General features: G+C 46.7%; 12 protein-coding genes and 1 pseudogene. 6 read left to right on the forward strand and 7 right to left on the reverse strand.

The features are described 5' to 3' along the window. The first annotated feature begins 315 nt into the window (after positions 1-315). Positions 316-1,800, forward strand: a complete 1,485-nt coding sequence (yfcC, locus tag ACXAD8_RS02830) for a putative basic amino acid antiporter YfcC (protein ID WP_475224653.1) — start codon at positions 316-318, stop codon at positions 1,798-1,800. Between the two features lie 9 nt (positions 1,801-1,809). Continuing rightward, complete coding sequence (gene iadA, locus ACXAD8_RS02835) at positions 1,810-2,991, forward strand: beta-aspartyl-peptidase (protein ID WP_475224656.1); 1,182 nt, start codon at positions 1,810-1,812, stop codon at positions 2,989-2,991. A gap of 52 nt (positions 2,992-3,043) precedes the next feature. Here iadA and ACXAD8_RS02840 read toward each other — a convergent pair whose 3' ends face one another. Next, positions 3,044-3,853, reverse strand: a complete 810-nt coding sequence (locus ACXAD8_RS02840; protein WP_475224659.1) for a thioesterase family protein — start codon at positions 3,851-3,853, stop codon at positions 3,044-3,046. A gap of 225 nt (positions 3,854-4,078) precedes the next feature. Here ACXAD8_RS02840 and ACXAD8_RS02845 point away from each other — a divergent pair, with 225 nt between their 5' ends. Next, positions 4,079-5,527, forward strand: a complete 1,449-nt coding sequence (locus tag ACXAD8_RS02845) for an MFS transporter (protein ID WP_475224661.1) — start codon at positions 4,079-4,081, stop codon at positions 5,525-5,527. 9 nt (positions 5,528-5,536) lie between these two features. On the opposite strand, the gene ACXAD8_RS02850 is transcribed toward ACXAD8_RS02845, so the two are convergent. The 6 genes from ACXAD8_RS02850 to ACXAD8_RS02875 all read right to left on the reverse strand — a co-directional run bounded on the left by ACXAD8_RS02850 (position 5,537) and on the right by ACXAD8_RS02875 (position 12,733). Then, on the reverse strand, positions 5,537-6,835 hold the full coding sequence (locus ACXAD8_RS02850; protein ID WP_475224663.1) for an allantoate amidohydrolase: 1,299 nt from the start codon (positions 6,833-6,835) through the stop codon (positions 5,537-5,539). Further along, complete coding sequence (locus tag ACXAD8_RS02855) at positions 6,828-8,045, reverse strand: pyridoxal-phosphate-dependent aminotransferase family protein (RefSeq protein WP_475224666.1); 1,218 nt, start codon at positions 8,043-8,045, stop codon at positions 6,828-6,830. The genes ACXAD8_RS02850 and ACXAD8_RS02855 overlap by 8 nt, the downstream gene beginning before the upstream one ends. Before the next feature lie 37 nt (positions 8,046-8,082). Next, positions 8,083-8,904: a sulfite exporter TauE/SafE family protein gene (locus tag ACXAD8_RS02860; RefSeq protein ID WP_475224668.1), complete on the reverse strand. Its 822-nt coding sequence runs from the start codon at positions 8,902-8,904 to the stop codon at positions 8,083-8,085. Then, positions 8,904-10,478 carry a gamma-glutamyltransferase family protein gene (locus ACXAD8_RS02865; protein WP_475224670.1) on the reverse strand — a complete coding sequence of 525 codons (1,575 nt, stop codon included), beginning with the start codon at positions 10,476-10,478 and terminating at the stop codon, positions 8,904-8,906. Before ACXAD8_RS02865 ends, ACXAD8_RS02860 begins: the two co-directional genes overlap by 1 nt. Then, positions 10,475-11,644 (reverse strand): amidase, encoded by a 1,170-nt coding sequence (locus tag ACXAD8_RS02870; RefSeq protein WP_475224673.1) that lies wholly within the window; start codon positions 11,642-11,644, stop codon positions 10,475-10,477. Before ACXAD8_RS02870 ends, ACXAD8_RS02865 begins: the two co-directional genes overlap by 4 nt. Positions 11,645-11,917: 273 nt before the next feature. Further along, positions 11,918-12,733 (reverse strand): MurR/RpiR family transcriptional regulator, encoded by an 816-nt coding sequence (locus ACXAD8_RS02875; RefSeq protein WP_475224675.1) that lies wholly within the window; start codon positions 12,731-12,733, stop codon positions 11,918-11,920. A gap of 69 nt (positions 12,734-12,802) precedes the next feature. On the opposite strand from ACXAD8_RS02875, the pseudogene cobB reads away from it, so the two are divergent. The 3 genes and pseudogenes from cobB to ACXAD8_RS02890 form a co-directional block, all read left to right on the forward strand. After that, positions 12,803-13,522, forward strand: a pseudogene (gene cobB / locus ACXAD8_RS02880) (Sir2 family NAD+-dependent deacetylase); the annotation flags it as partial. Between the two features lie 15 nt (positions 13,523-13,537). Then, positions 13,538-14,185: a LysE family translocator gene (locus tag ACXAD8_RS02885; protein ID WP_475224678.1), complete on the forward strand. Its 648-nt coding sequence runs from the start codon at positions 13,538-13,540 to the stop codon at positions 14,183-14,185. 131 nt (positions 14,186-14,316) lie between these two features. Beyond that, entirely contained in the window at positions 14,317-15,639 is a 1,323-nt protein-coding gene (locus ACXAD8_RS02890; RefSeq protein ID WP_475224681.1) for an IS5 family transposase, read from the forward strand. Positions 15,640-15,676 lie beyond the last annotated feature (37 nt).

Below are 15,676 nucleotides of genomic sequence, written 5' to 3' on the forward strand. Positions count from 1 at the left end.
TATTCAAAGGATATTTCAAATCCTTGTATCAACAATGGGGCGAATTGGAATTATTACCTGAATAAAAATATCATGATAAAAAAAGCAGTTTCATTACCTACCTATTTTTATCAGAGCTTTTACTTGTCGGAGTGGTTCGACGAATAGCTTTGAAATCTTCTAAAACGCAACACAGCAAGGGGTTGTCAAAACCGGTGTTTTGCTGAGCTAATAGCAATAATTTTGCTTAAACTACGCGTTTCTTCTGATGCTTGTGCCATTTTACACAACATTAACCTAATATTGTCTGCAACAACTATTACAGCGGATTTAAATATGAAAGACGAGCCTAATCTTGCCACAAGAATGCCTGATGCATTTGTAATTTTGTTTTTTGTTGTGCTGCTGGCAGCACTCATGACACATATTGTGCCCTCGGGATATTTTGAGACCGCAGAGGTTACAAAAGTGGTAAACGGTGAGGAAGTGAAGCGGACATTGATTGTGCCGGAGAGCTTTACCATTGTGCAGGAAAAGGATGCGGGAGTGTCTGTATTTAGTGGCGGTAGCGAACCCGGATTTATCAATTACGCCTTTGAGGGCATGGTATCCGGGGATCGCAACGGCTCAGCTGTAGGCGTAGTGGCCTTTATTCTGATCGTCGGTGGTGCCTTTGGCATCATCATGCACTCAGGTGCAGTCAATAATGGCATCATGGCGCTGATCCGCCGCACCAAAGGTGCAGATGTGGTTATTATTCCCTTGATGTTTTTCCTGTTCTCACTAGGTGGAGCGGTGTTTGGCATGGGGGAAGAGGCAATTGCATTTTGTATTGTGCTGACGCCTTTGGTTATTGCCCTGGGGTACGATGCGATAACGGCGGTGTTAATTACTTATGTGGCCACGCAGATTGGATTTGCCACCTCGTGGATGAACCCATTCAGTATTGCCATAGCACAAGGAATCGCTGATATACCGGTGTTATCCGGGGCGGATTTCAGAATTGCTATGTGGGCTGTTTTTACCACTGTCGGTATTGCGTTTACTATGCGGTATGGCGCTAAAGTTAAGGCAAATCCCGAATCCTCATTGTGTTATCAATCGGATTTTCACTTCCGCAGACAGCATGATTCTCAGCTGCAAGCACAATATGGAATCGTAGATACCCTTATTCTGCTGACCCTGCTGGCAGGTATCGGCTGGGTGATTTGGGGGGTAGTGGTACACGAATATTACATCCCTCAAATTGCGACGCAGTTTTTTGCGATGGGATTAGTGGTAGGGGTAATTTGTGTCGTTTCAGGACGTATGACGGTTAATCGGGTTTCAGAGTCCTTTCAGACCGGAGCTAAGGAGCTATTGCCAGCAGCACTGATTGTCGGCATGGCAAAAGGGATCGTATTGTTATTAGGTGGTGATGACGCCACAAGTCCTTCTGTGTTGAACACGATTTTACATCATGCAGGTAGCGCCATGTCCGATGTCAGCGATGTTGGCTCTGCTGTGTTCATGTATGTATTTCAATCAATTTTTAATTTTTTCCTCGCTTCAGGTTCGGGTCAGGCTGCCTTAACCATGCCGTTGATGGCTCCCTTGTCTGATTTGGTGGGACTGTCCCGACAAATTGCGGTACTGGCATTCCAACTGGGCGACGGATTAACCAACATTATTATACCAACCTCGGCATCGTTAATTGGTTGTCTGGGCGTGGCGCGTATGGACTGGAGTACCTGGGTGAGATTTGCCTGGAAACTCTATTTGATTTACTTTCTGATGTCCGTTGCCACCATGACTGTTGCCGTTTTGATTGGTTATCAATAAGGATCTTTAATGCTAACACTGATCACAAATGTAGAGTTGTATTCCCCGGCTGAAATGGGGGAAGTGGATGTTTTGATTACAGATCGCAGGATTGCTGCTATCGGGAGCAATCTAAAAGAAAAACTATCCGTCTCGGAAGACCTGATGAATGTGGTTAACGGGCAGGGAAAATTGATGTTTCCGGGGTTGGTAGACTCCCTGGTGCATATTTCTGGTGGCGGTGGTGAGGGAGGGTTCCATACCCGGACACCGCAAATGAATTTAACCGACGCCACAACCGGTGGTGTAACTACAGTGATAGGCGCTTTGGGCACAGATGCCACAACCAGAACCTTACCTGATTTATTAGCTAAGGCTCAGGCCCTGGAAGTTGAGGGGATTAGCAGCTACTGCTACACAGGTTCTTATCAGCTTCCGGCCCGCACGCTGCTGAGCAATGTTACCGATGATATCATCTTGGTGGATAAGATTATTGGTGTTGGCGAAGTGGCCATTGCCGACCATCGTTCATCACAACCTTCAGTAGCCGAGATACAAAGGGTGGCTTCGGAAGCGCGGGTAGGTGGCATGATTGCCGGAAAAGCCGGAATTGTTAGTATTCATGTGGGGGATAGTGAAACACTACTAGATACCTTGCAGCAAGCCACAGAACAATCAGATTTGCCTGTGACGCAATTCTACCCAACTCATATAAATCGCAATGGCGCGCTGCTTGACGCGGGTATTAAGTGGGCAATGCAAGGCGGGTATATAGATTTTACCTCCAGCACCAATCAAAAGTTTATTGAGGAAGGGGAAGTGCCAGCTGCTAAGGCCCTTGCTGATAGTCTGGATGCCGGCGTGCCCGTGTCACGTCTGACGATGAGTTCAGATGGTAATGCCAGCTTGCCGGTATTTGATGGCGACGGTGAGTTAATTGGACTGGAAGTGGGGCGCGTACAAAGCTTGTATGAGGCATTCCAGTCAGCGGTGCTGGATTATGGTGTGAGTATCGTTGATGCGATTAGTTCAGTAACTCTGAACCCTTCGAAAGTATTGAAACTGAAGCATAAAGGACGAATTGAAGTGGGGGCTGATGCTGATTTTGTATTAGCCGAAAAAGCGACACTGGATATTGAACTGGTTTATGCCAAAGGTAAATGCATGGTGCGCAACGGAAGTCCGGTGGTAAAAGGGACATTTGAACAGTAATAGCAAAGCCGTCTGTGGAAGACGGCTCTGCTTAAAGTAACAGATCAGAACGTTATTTTTGGTCAAAGATAGCAATCAACTGTCTGCTGATGGCCACCAGCTCACCTTCTTTATCGTAGATTTTTGCTTCGGCGTGGGCATAACCACCATGTGCCTGTACTGTGTGAGCCTCATAAGCCAACCAGTCTTCTGCTGCCAGTGGTTTATGGGGATGCACAAATTCAACATTCCAGCTCATAGTACTTGCCGGGGCTGGACCTAATGGCATCTGCAAAATTGTCGGAGGCCAGGCATCAATCAGCGTGAGAATGTGGGCATCGGTAAATACTTTAGGTGCTTTTTTCAGACGCATCCAACCTTTGTAGCTTGAAGACTTACTCCCGGTAAATGGCGTTTTTCCTTCCGAGATTGATAAATCGATATGGCGCAAAAACTTAGGCGTAATACGCGGTATCTGAGGAATGTATTTAGCTTTTTTGGGCGGCTCAGGAAGTTCTTTGCTATGGGCATCCACCTGCACTTTAGAGCTTCGGTCTTGGGCAAAACAGGCAAGGGCAGTAAGACATATCTGGTCATTCTGCACTATGTTGGCGGTTATTTGTGTCGCATTCTTACCTTCGCGTAACAATTGCCAGCTAAATCCAAAGTCCTCATCGGTGTTGAGGGGGCCGACAAAGTTAAACGTAATGGAGCGCAAAACACGCTCTGCGGGCACCAGGCACTTTAATACCTGATACAAAATACCTGCTGAAAGCCCACCAAATACAGTTCGTCCCTGGGCCCAATCACCCGGCACGGACAATTTCAATTCAGACAGGTCACTGGCGTCTTTGATCAATTGAATATAATCATCAGGCTGCATTTTTTATGCTCATTGTTGTTAAATTAGGGAGAGTATTGCAAATAACAGGTCGGATGTCTAACCAGTTGTGTATGGTCTATTTTCGGAATCTTTTGCGCTCAAAAAACCTTGCTTATTTCATAGTGTTAAGAAAATGTTAGTTTGCAAACGTATGCAAATAGGCTATCTATTACAACAATGCCGGAAAAGTGCTTCAATAAGCAAAATTAATAAAAAGCCTCACTCATGCTAAATATACAGAAAAACCTGTCTAATCGTTTTTACGCCATCCTGAGTTTACCAGCGACGGCAATGGGCTTCGCCTTGTCGGTTCAAATTGCCGCAATGAGCTGGATACTGCAAACTCAGTTTGGTCTGGATGTGCATGATATTGGCTTTGTTTGGGCGGCAGGGCCGTTGGCCGGGATTATCGGTCAGGTCATTGTGGGCGCTATTAGTGATAATGTCTGGTTTTGGGGAGGCAGAAGACGTCCCTTTATCCTGATTGGTGGTGTCCTTGCGGCATTGAGTTTGTTGGCACTGCCCAATATCGATGTGATATCCAGTTCATTGGGCATTGACGGCATTGTTGGTGTTGCCATTACGGTGGCATTGGTATTGGATTTGTCCATCAACGTCAGCTTTAATCCTACTCGTAGTATTATCGCTGATGTGACTCCTGAGGGGGAGGAGCGCACTAAGGGTTATACCTGGATGCAAACGGTTTCTGGAAGTTTCGGGGTATTAGCCTATGCCATAGGCGCGTTCTGGAATAACTTTGCTTTGATTTATTTCAGTGTATTTTTGGTGTTGGCATTTTCCATTATCCCTAACTTATTTATCACTGAACCCGAAGAGCTAAAATCAGAACTCCACCCAGAGCTGGAACAGACTAAGATGAGTTTCATGGCGGGACTGAAAGTAATTCAACCGCTTTGGGGGTTCCTGGTTTACGGCTTGTACGCATTGTTTGCCCGTCTCGCTGATATCCGCTTTGATCATTACTATATTGAGATAGTGTGTTTTGCTATCACACTGTTTTTCGTGGCAAAAACGCTACTGACCAAAGAACAGGTGGATAGCAATGTAAGCGAACATTTGGGCTTTCAAAAAGTTCTGGCGGCGCACTCGTTCACTTGGGTTGGGATCCAGTCTATGTTTATCTACATGACGCCGTTTGTGCGCTTCAATCAGCCAGATATCGAAGATAATGCGCTGGGTTCCGTTGTGGGTTACAGCTTTATGATACTCAACGCTATCGCTGCGGTATTACCGGTTATACTGCTTCAGCCGTTATCGGCCAGATTTGGTGCAGTTAAAACACACGCCTGGTGTATTGCGTCAATGGCTTTGGGGTACTTTGCGATGACATTCGCCGGTGCGAATACCTATGGTATTTATCTTTTGATGGCTTTGTTGGGCGTAGGTTGGTCTGCCACCATCAGTTTGCCTTTTGCTATTATGTCGCGCAAGGTAGAGCAATCTAAAATGGGCCTGTATATGGGCTTGTTTAATCTATCCGTAGTGTTGCCGCAATTGGTGGCCAGTCTCGGCGTAGGTTTGATTGTGGGTAATGCAGAAGATAAAAATATACTGTTTATTATTTGTGCCGTTTGTTTGGCAATATCGGCAGTATGTTGGTTAAGCATTAAAGAAGAAAAGCTGGACAAAGTGGAGTCCGGCTCGGGACACTAGGGTGTCCCGTTAAGCACAAAGGCCTTCTGAAGAAAGTACTTCGGTGCTTTCTTCTAGTAATTGATTTTGATAAAAATATACGAAGTTATTCAGCACTTTTAACGCAGCCTCAATATCTTCCACCATCACCGACTCTGCCGGGTGATGACTGATACCTTTTTCACAGCGCACAAACAACATGCCTACTGGACAGATATCGGCAATAGCCATAGCATCATGGCCAGCACCTGAGGGCAGGGAAAATTGTCGATAACCGGCCGCACTGATGCTGTTCGATACCAGGTGCTGTAACTTGGGGTCACAGGCAACGGCATTGGCGCTGTGGGTCATTTTCCAGTCCAGAGACACTTTGCGTTTTTCGGCAACTTGCCCCAATACCTGTTGCAGAATTTCCAATACTGAGTCTCTGCGATTGTCTATTTCACTGCGAATATCCAGGGTGAACTCCACCTCGCCAGGGATGACATTTACGGCATTAGGGTAGTTGCTGATTTTACCTACGGTCGCTACAACGCCCAGCTCTGTGGCAACCTCCTCAATGTCCTGAATCATTTCAGCCGCAGCAACCAGGGCATCATTGCGCATTGGCATAGGTACGGTGCCAGCGTGCCCAGCGTGCCCTTTGATATTCAGTTTAAAGCGCTTTGCCCCGGCTATGCCTGATACTATACCCACCGGTAGATCTTCTGCTTCTAAAACCGGTCCCTGTTCAATATGAGTTTCCAAAAATCCCAATAATTTATCTTTAAGTCGTGAGGCTTCCTGAATGCGGTTTAAGTCACAACCAAAATTACTCAGGGCTTCTTCAATGGTGGTACCCTGTACATCTGTTAGTCCGTCCCATTGTTGCTGCCATAAGCCGGTTATGGCGCGACTGCCCAACAGTGTGGTGCCAAAGCGCGTACCTTCTTCGTCACCGAAAGCGACAATTTCCAGGTGATAGGGCAGTTTAATTTGATGATCATGCAAATACTGAACTAAAGATATTGGCAAGATAATGCCCAAAATACCATCATATATGCCCCCGTTAGGCACAGTATCAATATGGCTACCCATAACAAAAGATTTTGCATCAGCAACTTCACTTTTGTAGCGACCCCATTGATTACCTGCCTGATCTACCCAGGTTTCCATACCGGCAGCTGTCATCCATTGTGCCACCTGTAAATTCGCCATGCTGTGTTCCGGAGTCAGATAACGTCGATCCATGCCTTCGTAGGATTGACTGTGTAATGCCAAGGCATCACAACGATTGAACACTTGCTCAGCGTAACTTTTGAAGTCAGGTGTTTGTGGGCGGTTATGCACTTTGGTATACCTCCAGAGCGTTGTCGATGCCTTCTCCGGGCGACATCTTATGACCAGCTCTTCTGAGAACCGTTTCTAAGGATTGCAGTGTGTGCAAAACAGCATCTTTGCGCGCGTTGTATCCCATGGTACCCAGTCGCCAGATTTTGCCGTGCAACGGCCCAAAACTGGTGCCAATCTCGATATTGAAATCCTGTAATAACTGGCTGCGAATATGCTCGCCATCGACGTTTTCAGGAATATAAACGCCTAGCACATTGGTCATCTTGTGTTGCTGATCACCGAACAATTGTAAATTCAGTCCCATTGCACCTCGTGCCATAGCGTTACCGTGTAATGAATGACGAGCAATGCAGTTTTCCTGACCTTCTTCTATCAGGTTGATGGCACACTCTCTGGCACAATACAGCATGGAAGTGGCTTCGGTGTGGTGGTTTAAACGCTCTTCTCCCCAATAATCCAGAATCATCGGAATATCAAAGTAGTTGGAGCGGATACGACTGGCACTACCATTTTTGTGGTGCTCACTGCGAATACCTGCCTCAACGTGATGTCGCTGGCGAACCAGCTCCACGTAGCGTTCACTGAGGGTGATGGGAGCTGAACCTGAAGGTCCACCTAAACACTTTTGCAGGCCTACTGATACCGCATCAAGTTGCCACAGATCTGTCTCAAATGGATTGCCACCTATCGAAGCTGTTGCATCTGAATAGAACAAAACATCGTATCTGCGGCAAATTTCCCCCAAGTGCTCCATTGGTTGCAGCATAGTGGTAGAGGTATCGCCTTGCACCATTGCCAATACTTTAGGACGCACTCGTTTAATTGCGTCTTCTACTTGTTCCGGGCTAAATACTTCTCCCCAGGGCACTTCGATAGTGTGCACCTCTGCACCAGCTCGTTCAGCGATCTCTTGTAACAGATGACCAAAACGACCAAACACCGGCACCAGCACTTTGTCACCCGGTTCAATACAGGAAACCAGTACGGCTTCGATGCCAGCACGGGAAGTGCCATCAATCAACAGGGTCGCCTGGTTGTCGGTTTTAAACACCTGCCTATACAGGCCCATAACTTCGTTCATGTAGCCTGTCATCACCGGATCGTATTGACCAATCAGTTGTGTCGACATAGCAGAAAGCACACGTGGATAACAGTTAATGGGGCCGGGTCCCATTAACAAACGCGGTGGAGGATTAAGTCTTTTCATTACTCACCTTAATTTTGGAAAATGAAAATTACACATATCACATAGCCAACTGGGCCAGCATGCGAACACCTGTGATGCATAACACTACGGCAAACACTTTCTTCAACATGGCACTGTCGAGTTTGCTGCCTAAATGAGCACCGACTGGTGCGAATAAAACCGTTAATGGCACAATACAGGCGAAGCCGATTAGGTTAACCAGACCAAAGGTGCCTAATGGCGCATCCGCGGGTGTTTGCCCCAGAATTAACATGGTGGTGGCGCCAGGTAAGGAAATTAGCAGCCCGATTGCTGCGGCAGTACCAACCGCTTTATGGGCTGGGTATTTACAGGCGGTTAGCATAGGCACTGACAGCGTGCCGCCACCAATACCAACCATTGAACTGAAAAAACCAATTGAGCCAGCCATAGCGCTTTGGCCCAGTTTACCAGGCAGAGTATCGGCAATATGGGACTGATTAGTACGGAACAACATATTGAGAGCCGAAAGGGTGGCGATCACGCCAAACAACAAGGTAAACCAGTGCCCTGAAACGCGTGTAACCAGAAAGCTACCTGCCAGCACGCCAATTAATATAAAGGGCCACCAGCTTTTTAGCAGGCTGACGTCTACATTGCCTTTTTTGCGATGAGCCTTAATTGAACTCACTGATGTGGGAATAATAGTGGCCAGAGAGGTTGCCGTTGCTACCACCATGGCTGTTTCTGCCGAAACACCAAAGCTCTGAAACAAAAAATAAAGAACAGGGACAATGACGATACCGCCACCAACACCTAAAAGCCCAGCTAACAGGCCTGCAAACACACCGGTCACCATTAAGGCGGCCACTGTTGTCCAGTTATCCAGTAATAATTCCATTATGATTTTAATACCTCTTGTGCGATACCTTGTCCGTCACTGCGGGGATCGGTAACGGCCGTTATTATTTGTGATTCGGAGAGATGTACCGCGCCGGCGTGGCCCATCATTTCATTGAGTGCATTGACTATGGCAATGTCGTGACCTTTAGCTCGTAAAGCCTCAATGGTCTCGCTGCCCAGGTTGTTCTCTATTTTTAGATTGTGGCTTACGTCTCCCCAGGTTCTGCCTAATAACCACCTTGGCTCCGAGACTGCCTCTTGTAAGGTTTTGCCCATATGTGCAAAACGACTAAACAACGCAGCCTGAGTTTGTGGTTGGCCTTCGCCGCCCATGGTGCCATATACCATGCGATCACCGTTGTGAAATTCAGCATAAGCCGGGTTGAGGGTGTGAAACGGTTTAATACCGGGTTGTAAGTACTGTAAAGACTCCGGCTGCAGCGAAAATGAGGTGCCGCGATTATTCCAGACTATGCCAGTTTGTGGTGAAACGACGCCGCTACCAAATTCCCAATACAAACTCTGAATGTAACTCACCATGCGCCCCTGGCTATCACAACAGCCCATCCAAACAGTATCGCCGGGTTTGGCTTCGTGGGGCCAGGGAAGAGCCGTGTTCAGAGAAATCTTGGCCGCTAAAGCATCTAGTTTCTCAGTCTCCAGCCAATCAGATTGAGGCATAGAAATACGAGAAGGATCGGCGATAGTGGCGTTGCGCACGATAAATGCTTGCTTGGTACACTCGATCAGCAAGTGGATTTTATCGGCTTCTGAATTAGCGCGGTGTTGTACTCTGTCAAACAGCGCCAGAATCATCAATGAGGCCAGGCCCTGGGTGGGCGCGGGCAAATTGAATAAGGTGGCTTTTGAGGTATTTACACTCAATGGTGTCACCTGTTGCGCCTGATATTGTTGAAAATCTGAATGGGTGATGGGTGAACCAGCTTCACGGAGATCGTTAGCCAGACTGTGGCTTATGTCACCCTGATAGAAATCCTGTAAGCCGTTATTGGCTAAACATTGCAATGTTTCACCTAATGTTTTTAGCTCAAGGGATTGCCCTTTTTTCAGGTACTCTCCTTTGTTAGTGAAAACATCGTGAAATGCATTAAACCCCTGAAATTCAGGTTGGGTTTTAACACTGGCATCCTGCAGGCTTTGTGTTACTTCAATCCCTTTTTTGGCATGGCTGATGGCATTGTCTAACAGCTCTGAGAGTGGCAGAGGGGCTTGCCAGTGTGCACTGAGCGTCAAAGCCTGCTGCCAACCTGCAACGGCACCCGCCATTGTTAATGCTGCACCCGGGCCTCGGGATGGAATCTGGCTTTTGCCGTTGTAATAATCTGGCGTAGCTGCATTGCAAGCTGTACCGCAGGCATCAATTGCGATTGGGGCTTTTCCAGGTTCGCTAATCAGCCAGAATCCATCACCACCCAAGCCATTCATGTGCGGATATACAACAGCGATGGTTGCTGCAGCAGCCACCATGGCTTCGATGGCCGTGCCGCCGTTATGTAATATGTCTGTGCCTGCCTGTGCGGCAGCAAAATGAGGAGCGGTAAAACCGATCAATGCTCTTCTCCGGTAAGTTTAAAGGCCAGTTTAATCAGCGCCATATCTGAGCCTTTTGGCCCGATAAGAGAATAACCCAGTGGCGCCTGGGAGCCGGTATCAAAAGGAATATGTAATTGTGGTAGTCCACCTAATCCGGCCAGAGCCGTTAACCCCAATAAATGATTGCGGTACTGCACTAAGTCTTCAGCGCTGGTTTTCAGTAGTGGTGCAGGGCCGGGTGTCGTTGGGAGCAACAAGCAATGCCCATCTGAGAAATAGTCAGTTATTTTTTGGTTAATGGCATGGGCTGAATCCTGTGCGGCATGTTGTTGTTCTGCCGTTAATTCGGCACACCAATTTAGTCGTTGCTTGATATCCGGGGCGATATTGGGGTTGTGCTGAGTAAGCCATTCACCATGTTGTTGCCAAATCTCGCGCCCCTGTAAAACCCGAAAGGCATCACTGGCTTTAGACAATAATTCCGTGGCAAATGCGCAAGGAGTAAAGCGTTCGCTGCGCTGTTCAATAAGCTGCTCAATCTCTTTGCTGTGATAAACCAGGTTATTAAGCTCTTCGCTAAAATATATATTGTCTATTGTTGGTGTTTGGTTTTGGGGAAGTAATACCTGAGCAACCTTGTGTAGTGTTGCCAGATCTCGGGTGAGCCACCCCACGGTATCGAAGCCCGGAGCCAGGGCCACCATATTATCTGTTGCAATTGCGCCATGGGTGGGGCGTAACCCGAACAAACCGTTGTAGGAAGCTGGAACCCGTATTGAACCGCCAGTATCGGTGCCAAGACCAATATCGACTTCACCGCTGGCGACAGCTGCCGCAGAACCGCTGGAGGAACCTCCCGGTAGTCTGTCGGGAGCCTTGAAATTCAATGGTGTGCCATAGTGAATGTTTTGACCATTTAAACTGTAGGCTAATTCATCTGTAGTGGTTTTGCCTACAAACTGCGCCCCTGCGGCTAGTAATAATTCCACTGCTGAGTTAGTGGATTGCGGTATTGGATGAGTTGTTAACCAGTCTGGATTACCGGCAGTGGTTGGTAATCCTTTAATGTGAAACAGATCTTTCACCGCTAAACTAAGTCCCTGCAAGGCACCATTTTTTGCGGACAGGGGCAACTCTGTTGTCTCGGTGGCCCGAAATATAAAGGGATCTATTTTGTTTTTCATATTCACTTTGTCTTTGTAAGTTGCAAAGGTGCGTGATTAAAGCGTGGTGACTTGAGTGTTTTACCCGCTCTTCGGTTAGCTTCTCAGGTCATCAGGTTCCGTAAGAGAAATTCTCACTTTTAGAATTGGGTATTTAGCCGAAGAACTCAGAATATTTCGCAACCCATGTATTAACCATAGACCATAATGGTTATAGTTTCAAATGTAATTTACCATGAAACAAATGTTTCATTTTGCTTGACTGTTTGGTCAGGATTGATTGTTGGTCTGAAGCTAAATGTCTTCCAGTTCACCCAGCGATTTGTATCCCTGCGATATAGCTGAGCTGCGCTGTGTCGCTTCCTCTCCCAGCTCGTTGTACACCGCGTGGCAGAGCATTGAAATCATGCTCATTGGGGCAGCGTAACTATCCATCGCGAGTTCTTCACCCAGAGAACACACCAGTAGGTGATCTACGTCTTCCTTGTAGATTTGTCCGGTACTGTCGGTTAACAGAATGATGCTGGTGCATTTCTTTAGCTCTGTCAGCAAAGATTTAAACACTCTGGGCCGACGTCTGAACCCTATTACAATCGCCACTTCGCCTTTGACGATACCTTGCAATTCTTCGCTAATGGTTTGGCCGGGTTGGGGCAGTAAACGCACTCTGTCTCTGAGTTGTAGTAATTGCCGCTGAAAATGCATCGCCATGGGGTAACTATTGCGATAACCAAATATACTGATGCGGTCGGCATTGCAGATTGCCTCGGCAATTTGCTCGATGCCGTAGCGTTGCAGATATTCCCAGGCCGCTTTAATTCGCTGGTATTCACCTTCCAGAAACTGCTTATCGTTATTATTTGAAGCAATTGGTTGGCCCTGAGTACGTAGTTCTTGTTTTACCACTAAATGATTTTTATAGCCCAGTTGCCTGAAAAAGCGGCTGACTGTGGCTTTTGAGGTGTTACAGGCAAGCGCGATGTCACTGGTGGATAACTTCAGCACCAGCAGCGGATCATTTTGCAGAAAGGTGGCAATTTCTCGGGCACTAGGCGGTAAATCACTGTAGTTTTGTTCAATTCGTTGCAAAAAGGGCAAAGTGTTGTTCAAATGCCTGTTCCTGATGAGTGTTACCTGTTTCAATGATTTTATATGTAACATAAAGTTCGTCAGAACCTCAACTTTGATAAAAGAGTAATAAAGAATATGAGCAAAGTTGTCGTATTGACCGGTGCAGGCATATCTGCAGAGTCTGGTCTGAAGACATTTCGAGACAATAATGGACTTTGGGAAGACCACAGAGTAGAGGAAGTGGCTACGCCAGAAGCCTTCGCTATTAACCCTGATTTAGTCTACCGCTTTTATAATTTGCGCAGAGCTCAGTTACAGTCGCCAGATGTGCAGCCGAATGCCGCTCATATTGCTTTGGCCAGGCTGGAGAAAAAGCTGGGTAAAAACTTGCTGGTTGTCACTCAAAACGTGGACAATCTGCACGAGCAAGCTGGCAGTAAAAACGTATTGCATATGCATGGCGAATTGTTGTCAGCTAAATGCTGTAAAACCGGAAAGGCGCAGCCATGGACACAAGATCTGGACCAGTCTAGTGGCTGTAAATGCTGTTATCCCGCCAGGCGCATGAGGCCTGATATCGTGTGGTTTGGTGAAATGCCTTATCACATGGAAGAAATTCAGGAAGCCTTGTTTCAGGCTGATTTGTTTATCGCGATTGGTACTTCTGGTCATGTTTATCCCGCTGCCGGTTTTGTTGCCCAGGCTTCGAGTTACGGTTGTAAAACGGTAGAAATAAACCTGGAGCCTAGCGCTGTGGGTTCTGATTTCGATCAACAGTTTTATGGTCTTGCTTCTGAGCAAGTTCCGAAATTTCTAGATACCCTGTAAAAGGAAAGTAGTTAAATGGAAATATTGCAGAGCTATTGGCTTGAGTTTTTGACGATTGCAATTGCACATCTGGTAGCAGTAGCCAGTCCAGGTCCGGATTTTGCGGTGGTGCTTAAAAACAGTGTCAGTTATGGCCGCCGGGCAGGTGTGATCACTAGTATCGGTGTCGGGCTTGGGATACTGTTGCACGTGGCTTACTCTTTGGCCGGGATTGGTATTTTAATTAAAACCACTCCCTGGTTATTTTCCCTGTTTAGCTATGCCGCCGCAGGTTATTTGATTTGGATTGGTATTCAGGGGGTACGCAGTCAACCGAGCCCAGCTCCGATGCAAAATGATGCGGCAGGCATTGACTATGGCCAGAGTATTTCCGATAAAAAGGCATTTTGGACGGGCTTTTTAACCAATGGGTTGAATCCCAAAGCTACCTTATTTTTTCTGTCCTTATATGCGGTAATTGTAAGTGCTGAAACACCAATGACGGTAAAAGCGATTTATGGTCTGTATATGACTCTTGCCACAGGTATCTGGTTTTCGTTTTTGTCTTATGTTGTCAGTTCGAAAAAGGTCAGAGCTTTTATCGGCGATAACAGCCACTGGTTTGATCGGGTTATGGGCATTATCCTGATTGCACTGGCCATTAAACTACTGACTTCTGGTTAAAGGTACTTAGTCAGCCGTTATAAAAACATATCTCATTGATATTTATAATTAATCTTCCTTAAAACCTGGTCTGCTTCGACCGAACCTGGTAAAATTAACATCAGTTTCTGGTCGAAACAGACTACGGTTTTATGATAAAAGACAGCCCCAAAACTTCACGACAAATTGGCTTTTTTGACCTCATTTCTCAGCTCGACGAAAAACATCCACTATTGTTGCTCGCCGATGAAATTGACTGGGATTTTCTGAATGAAAAGTTATCTGTGTTTTACAGTGATAAAGGCCGCCCCGGGAAACCCATCCGGCTCATGTGTGGTCTGTTGATGTTGAAACAGATGTACAACCTCAGTGATGACAATACCATCGCTCAATGGATGATGAATCCTTATTACCAGGCGTTTTGTGGGGAAGTCGCTTTTCAGACTGAGCCACCCTGTTGCCGCACCGAAATCACGGCTTTCCGCCAGCGGATTGGAGAAGAGGGTATCAACGCCATTTTTGCTGTTTCTGTGGCATTACATCAACAGGATGTGGAAGAAGATAAAGTACTCGTCGATACCACGGTACAGGAAAAAGCCATCACTTATCCCACGGACACAAAACTCGCCATTAAGATCATCAATCGGCTCAATAAGCTGGCTAAAAAACACGGTGTAAAGCAACGCCGGACTTATGTGAAAGAAGTCAAAGAGTTACGTTTACAGTGTCGCCACTTTCGTCACCCCAAAGTACGGGGAAAAGCCAGAAGAGCCCTGAAACGTCTGCGCACTATCGCAGGAACACTACTCAGAGAATTGCAACGTAAATTGCCTGCACAACTCCTGTCAGAACAGAAGGATAACTTTGCTCTGTATGAAAAAGTGCTGGCACAACAACCCAAAGACAAAAACAAGATCTACAGCCTGCATGAGCCGGGGGTGTATTGTGTTGGCAAAGGTAAGGACCATAAACCATACGAATACGGCAGAAAAGCCTCCGTGGTATCCACTTTAGAAGGACAGGTCATCATCGGTGTGGCAAGTCATGACGAAAACATCCATGACAGCAAAACGCTGGAATCGGCTCTGAAACATGCCCGTCAACATCGGAAGAACCCGATAGCAATGGCAATAGCAGACAGAGGCTATCGCGGAGCACAGCAGTATGTTTGCGAAGAGGTTCTGCTTCCCAAACCGCCGCTAAAAAGAGACAACGCGTATCAGCGTCAGAAGAAACGAAAGTTGTGTCAGAAGAGAGCAGCGATAGAGCCGATTATAGGGCATCTGAAACAGGACTTTCGCCTTAGCCGCAACTGGTTAAGAGATAGTTTGGGCGATGCGATCAATCTGTTAATGTCAGCCAGTGCCTGGAATCTTCAAAAGCGGATGAAGGTGCTTTTTTTGGCTTTAATTTATGTCGCGATCAGAGCTGCTATCGCAGCTCTGTCACGATATCTCATCCGGAAAAAATATTGAGATAATTTGGTACGCTCGTTAGGTGTTTTTAAAGTCA

The sequence above is a fragment of the Planctobacterium sp. AWH2_060 genome, assembly GCF_056158425.1.

Excerpts from the sequence above, each read along its gene's own strand:
- yfcC (WP_475224653.1), top strand. The coding sequence starts at position 316 with ATGAAAGACGAGCCTAATCTTGCCACAAGAATGCCTGATGCATTTGTA.
- iadA (WP_475224656.1), top strand. The coding sequence starts at position 1,810 with ATGCTAACACTGATCACAAATGTAGAGTTGTATTCCCCGGCTGAAATG.
- ACXAD8_RS02840 (WP_475224659.1), bottom strand. The coding sequence starts at position 3,853 with ATGCAGCCTGATGATTATATTCAATTGATCAAAGACGCCAGTGACCTG.
- ACXAD8_RS02845 (WP_475224661.1), top strand. The coding sequence starts at position 4,079 with ATGCTAAATATACAGAAAAACCTGTCTAATCGTTTTTACGCCATCCTG.
- ACXAD8_RS02855 (WP_475224666.1), bottom strand. The coding sequence starts at position 8,045 with ATGAAAAGACTTAATCCTCCACCGCGTTTGTTAATGGGACCCGGCCCC.
- ACXAD8_RS02860 (WP_475224668.1), bottom strand. The coding sequence starts at position 8,904 with ATGGAATTATTACTGGATAACTGGACAACAGTGGCCGCCTTAATGGTG.
- ACXAD8_RS02870 (WP_475224673.1), bottom strand. The coding sequence starts at position 11,644 with ATGAAAAACAAAATAGATCCCTTTATATTTCGGGCCACCGAGACAACA.
- ACXAD8_RS02885 (WP_475224678.1), top strand. The coding sequence starts at position 13,538 with ATGGAAATATTGCAGAGCTATTGGCTTGAGTTTTTGACGATTGCAATT.
- ACXAD8_RS02890 (WP_475224681.1), top strand. The coding sequence starts at position 14,317 with ATGATAAAAGACAGCCCCAAAACTTCACGACAAATTGGCTTTTTTGAC.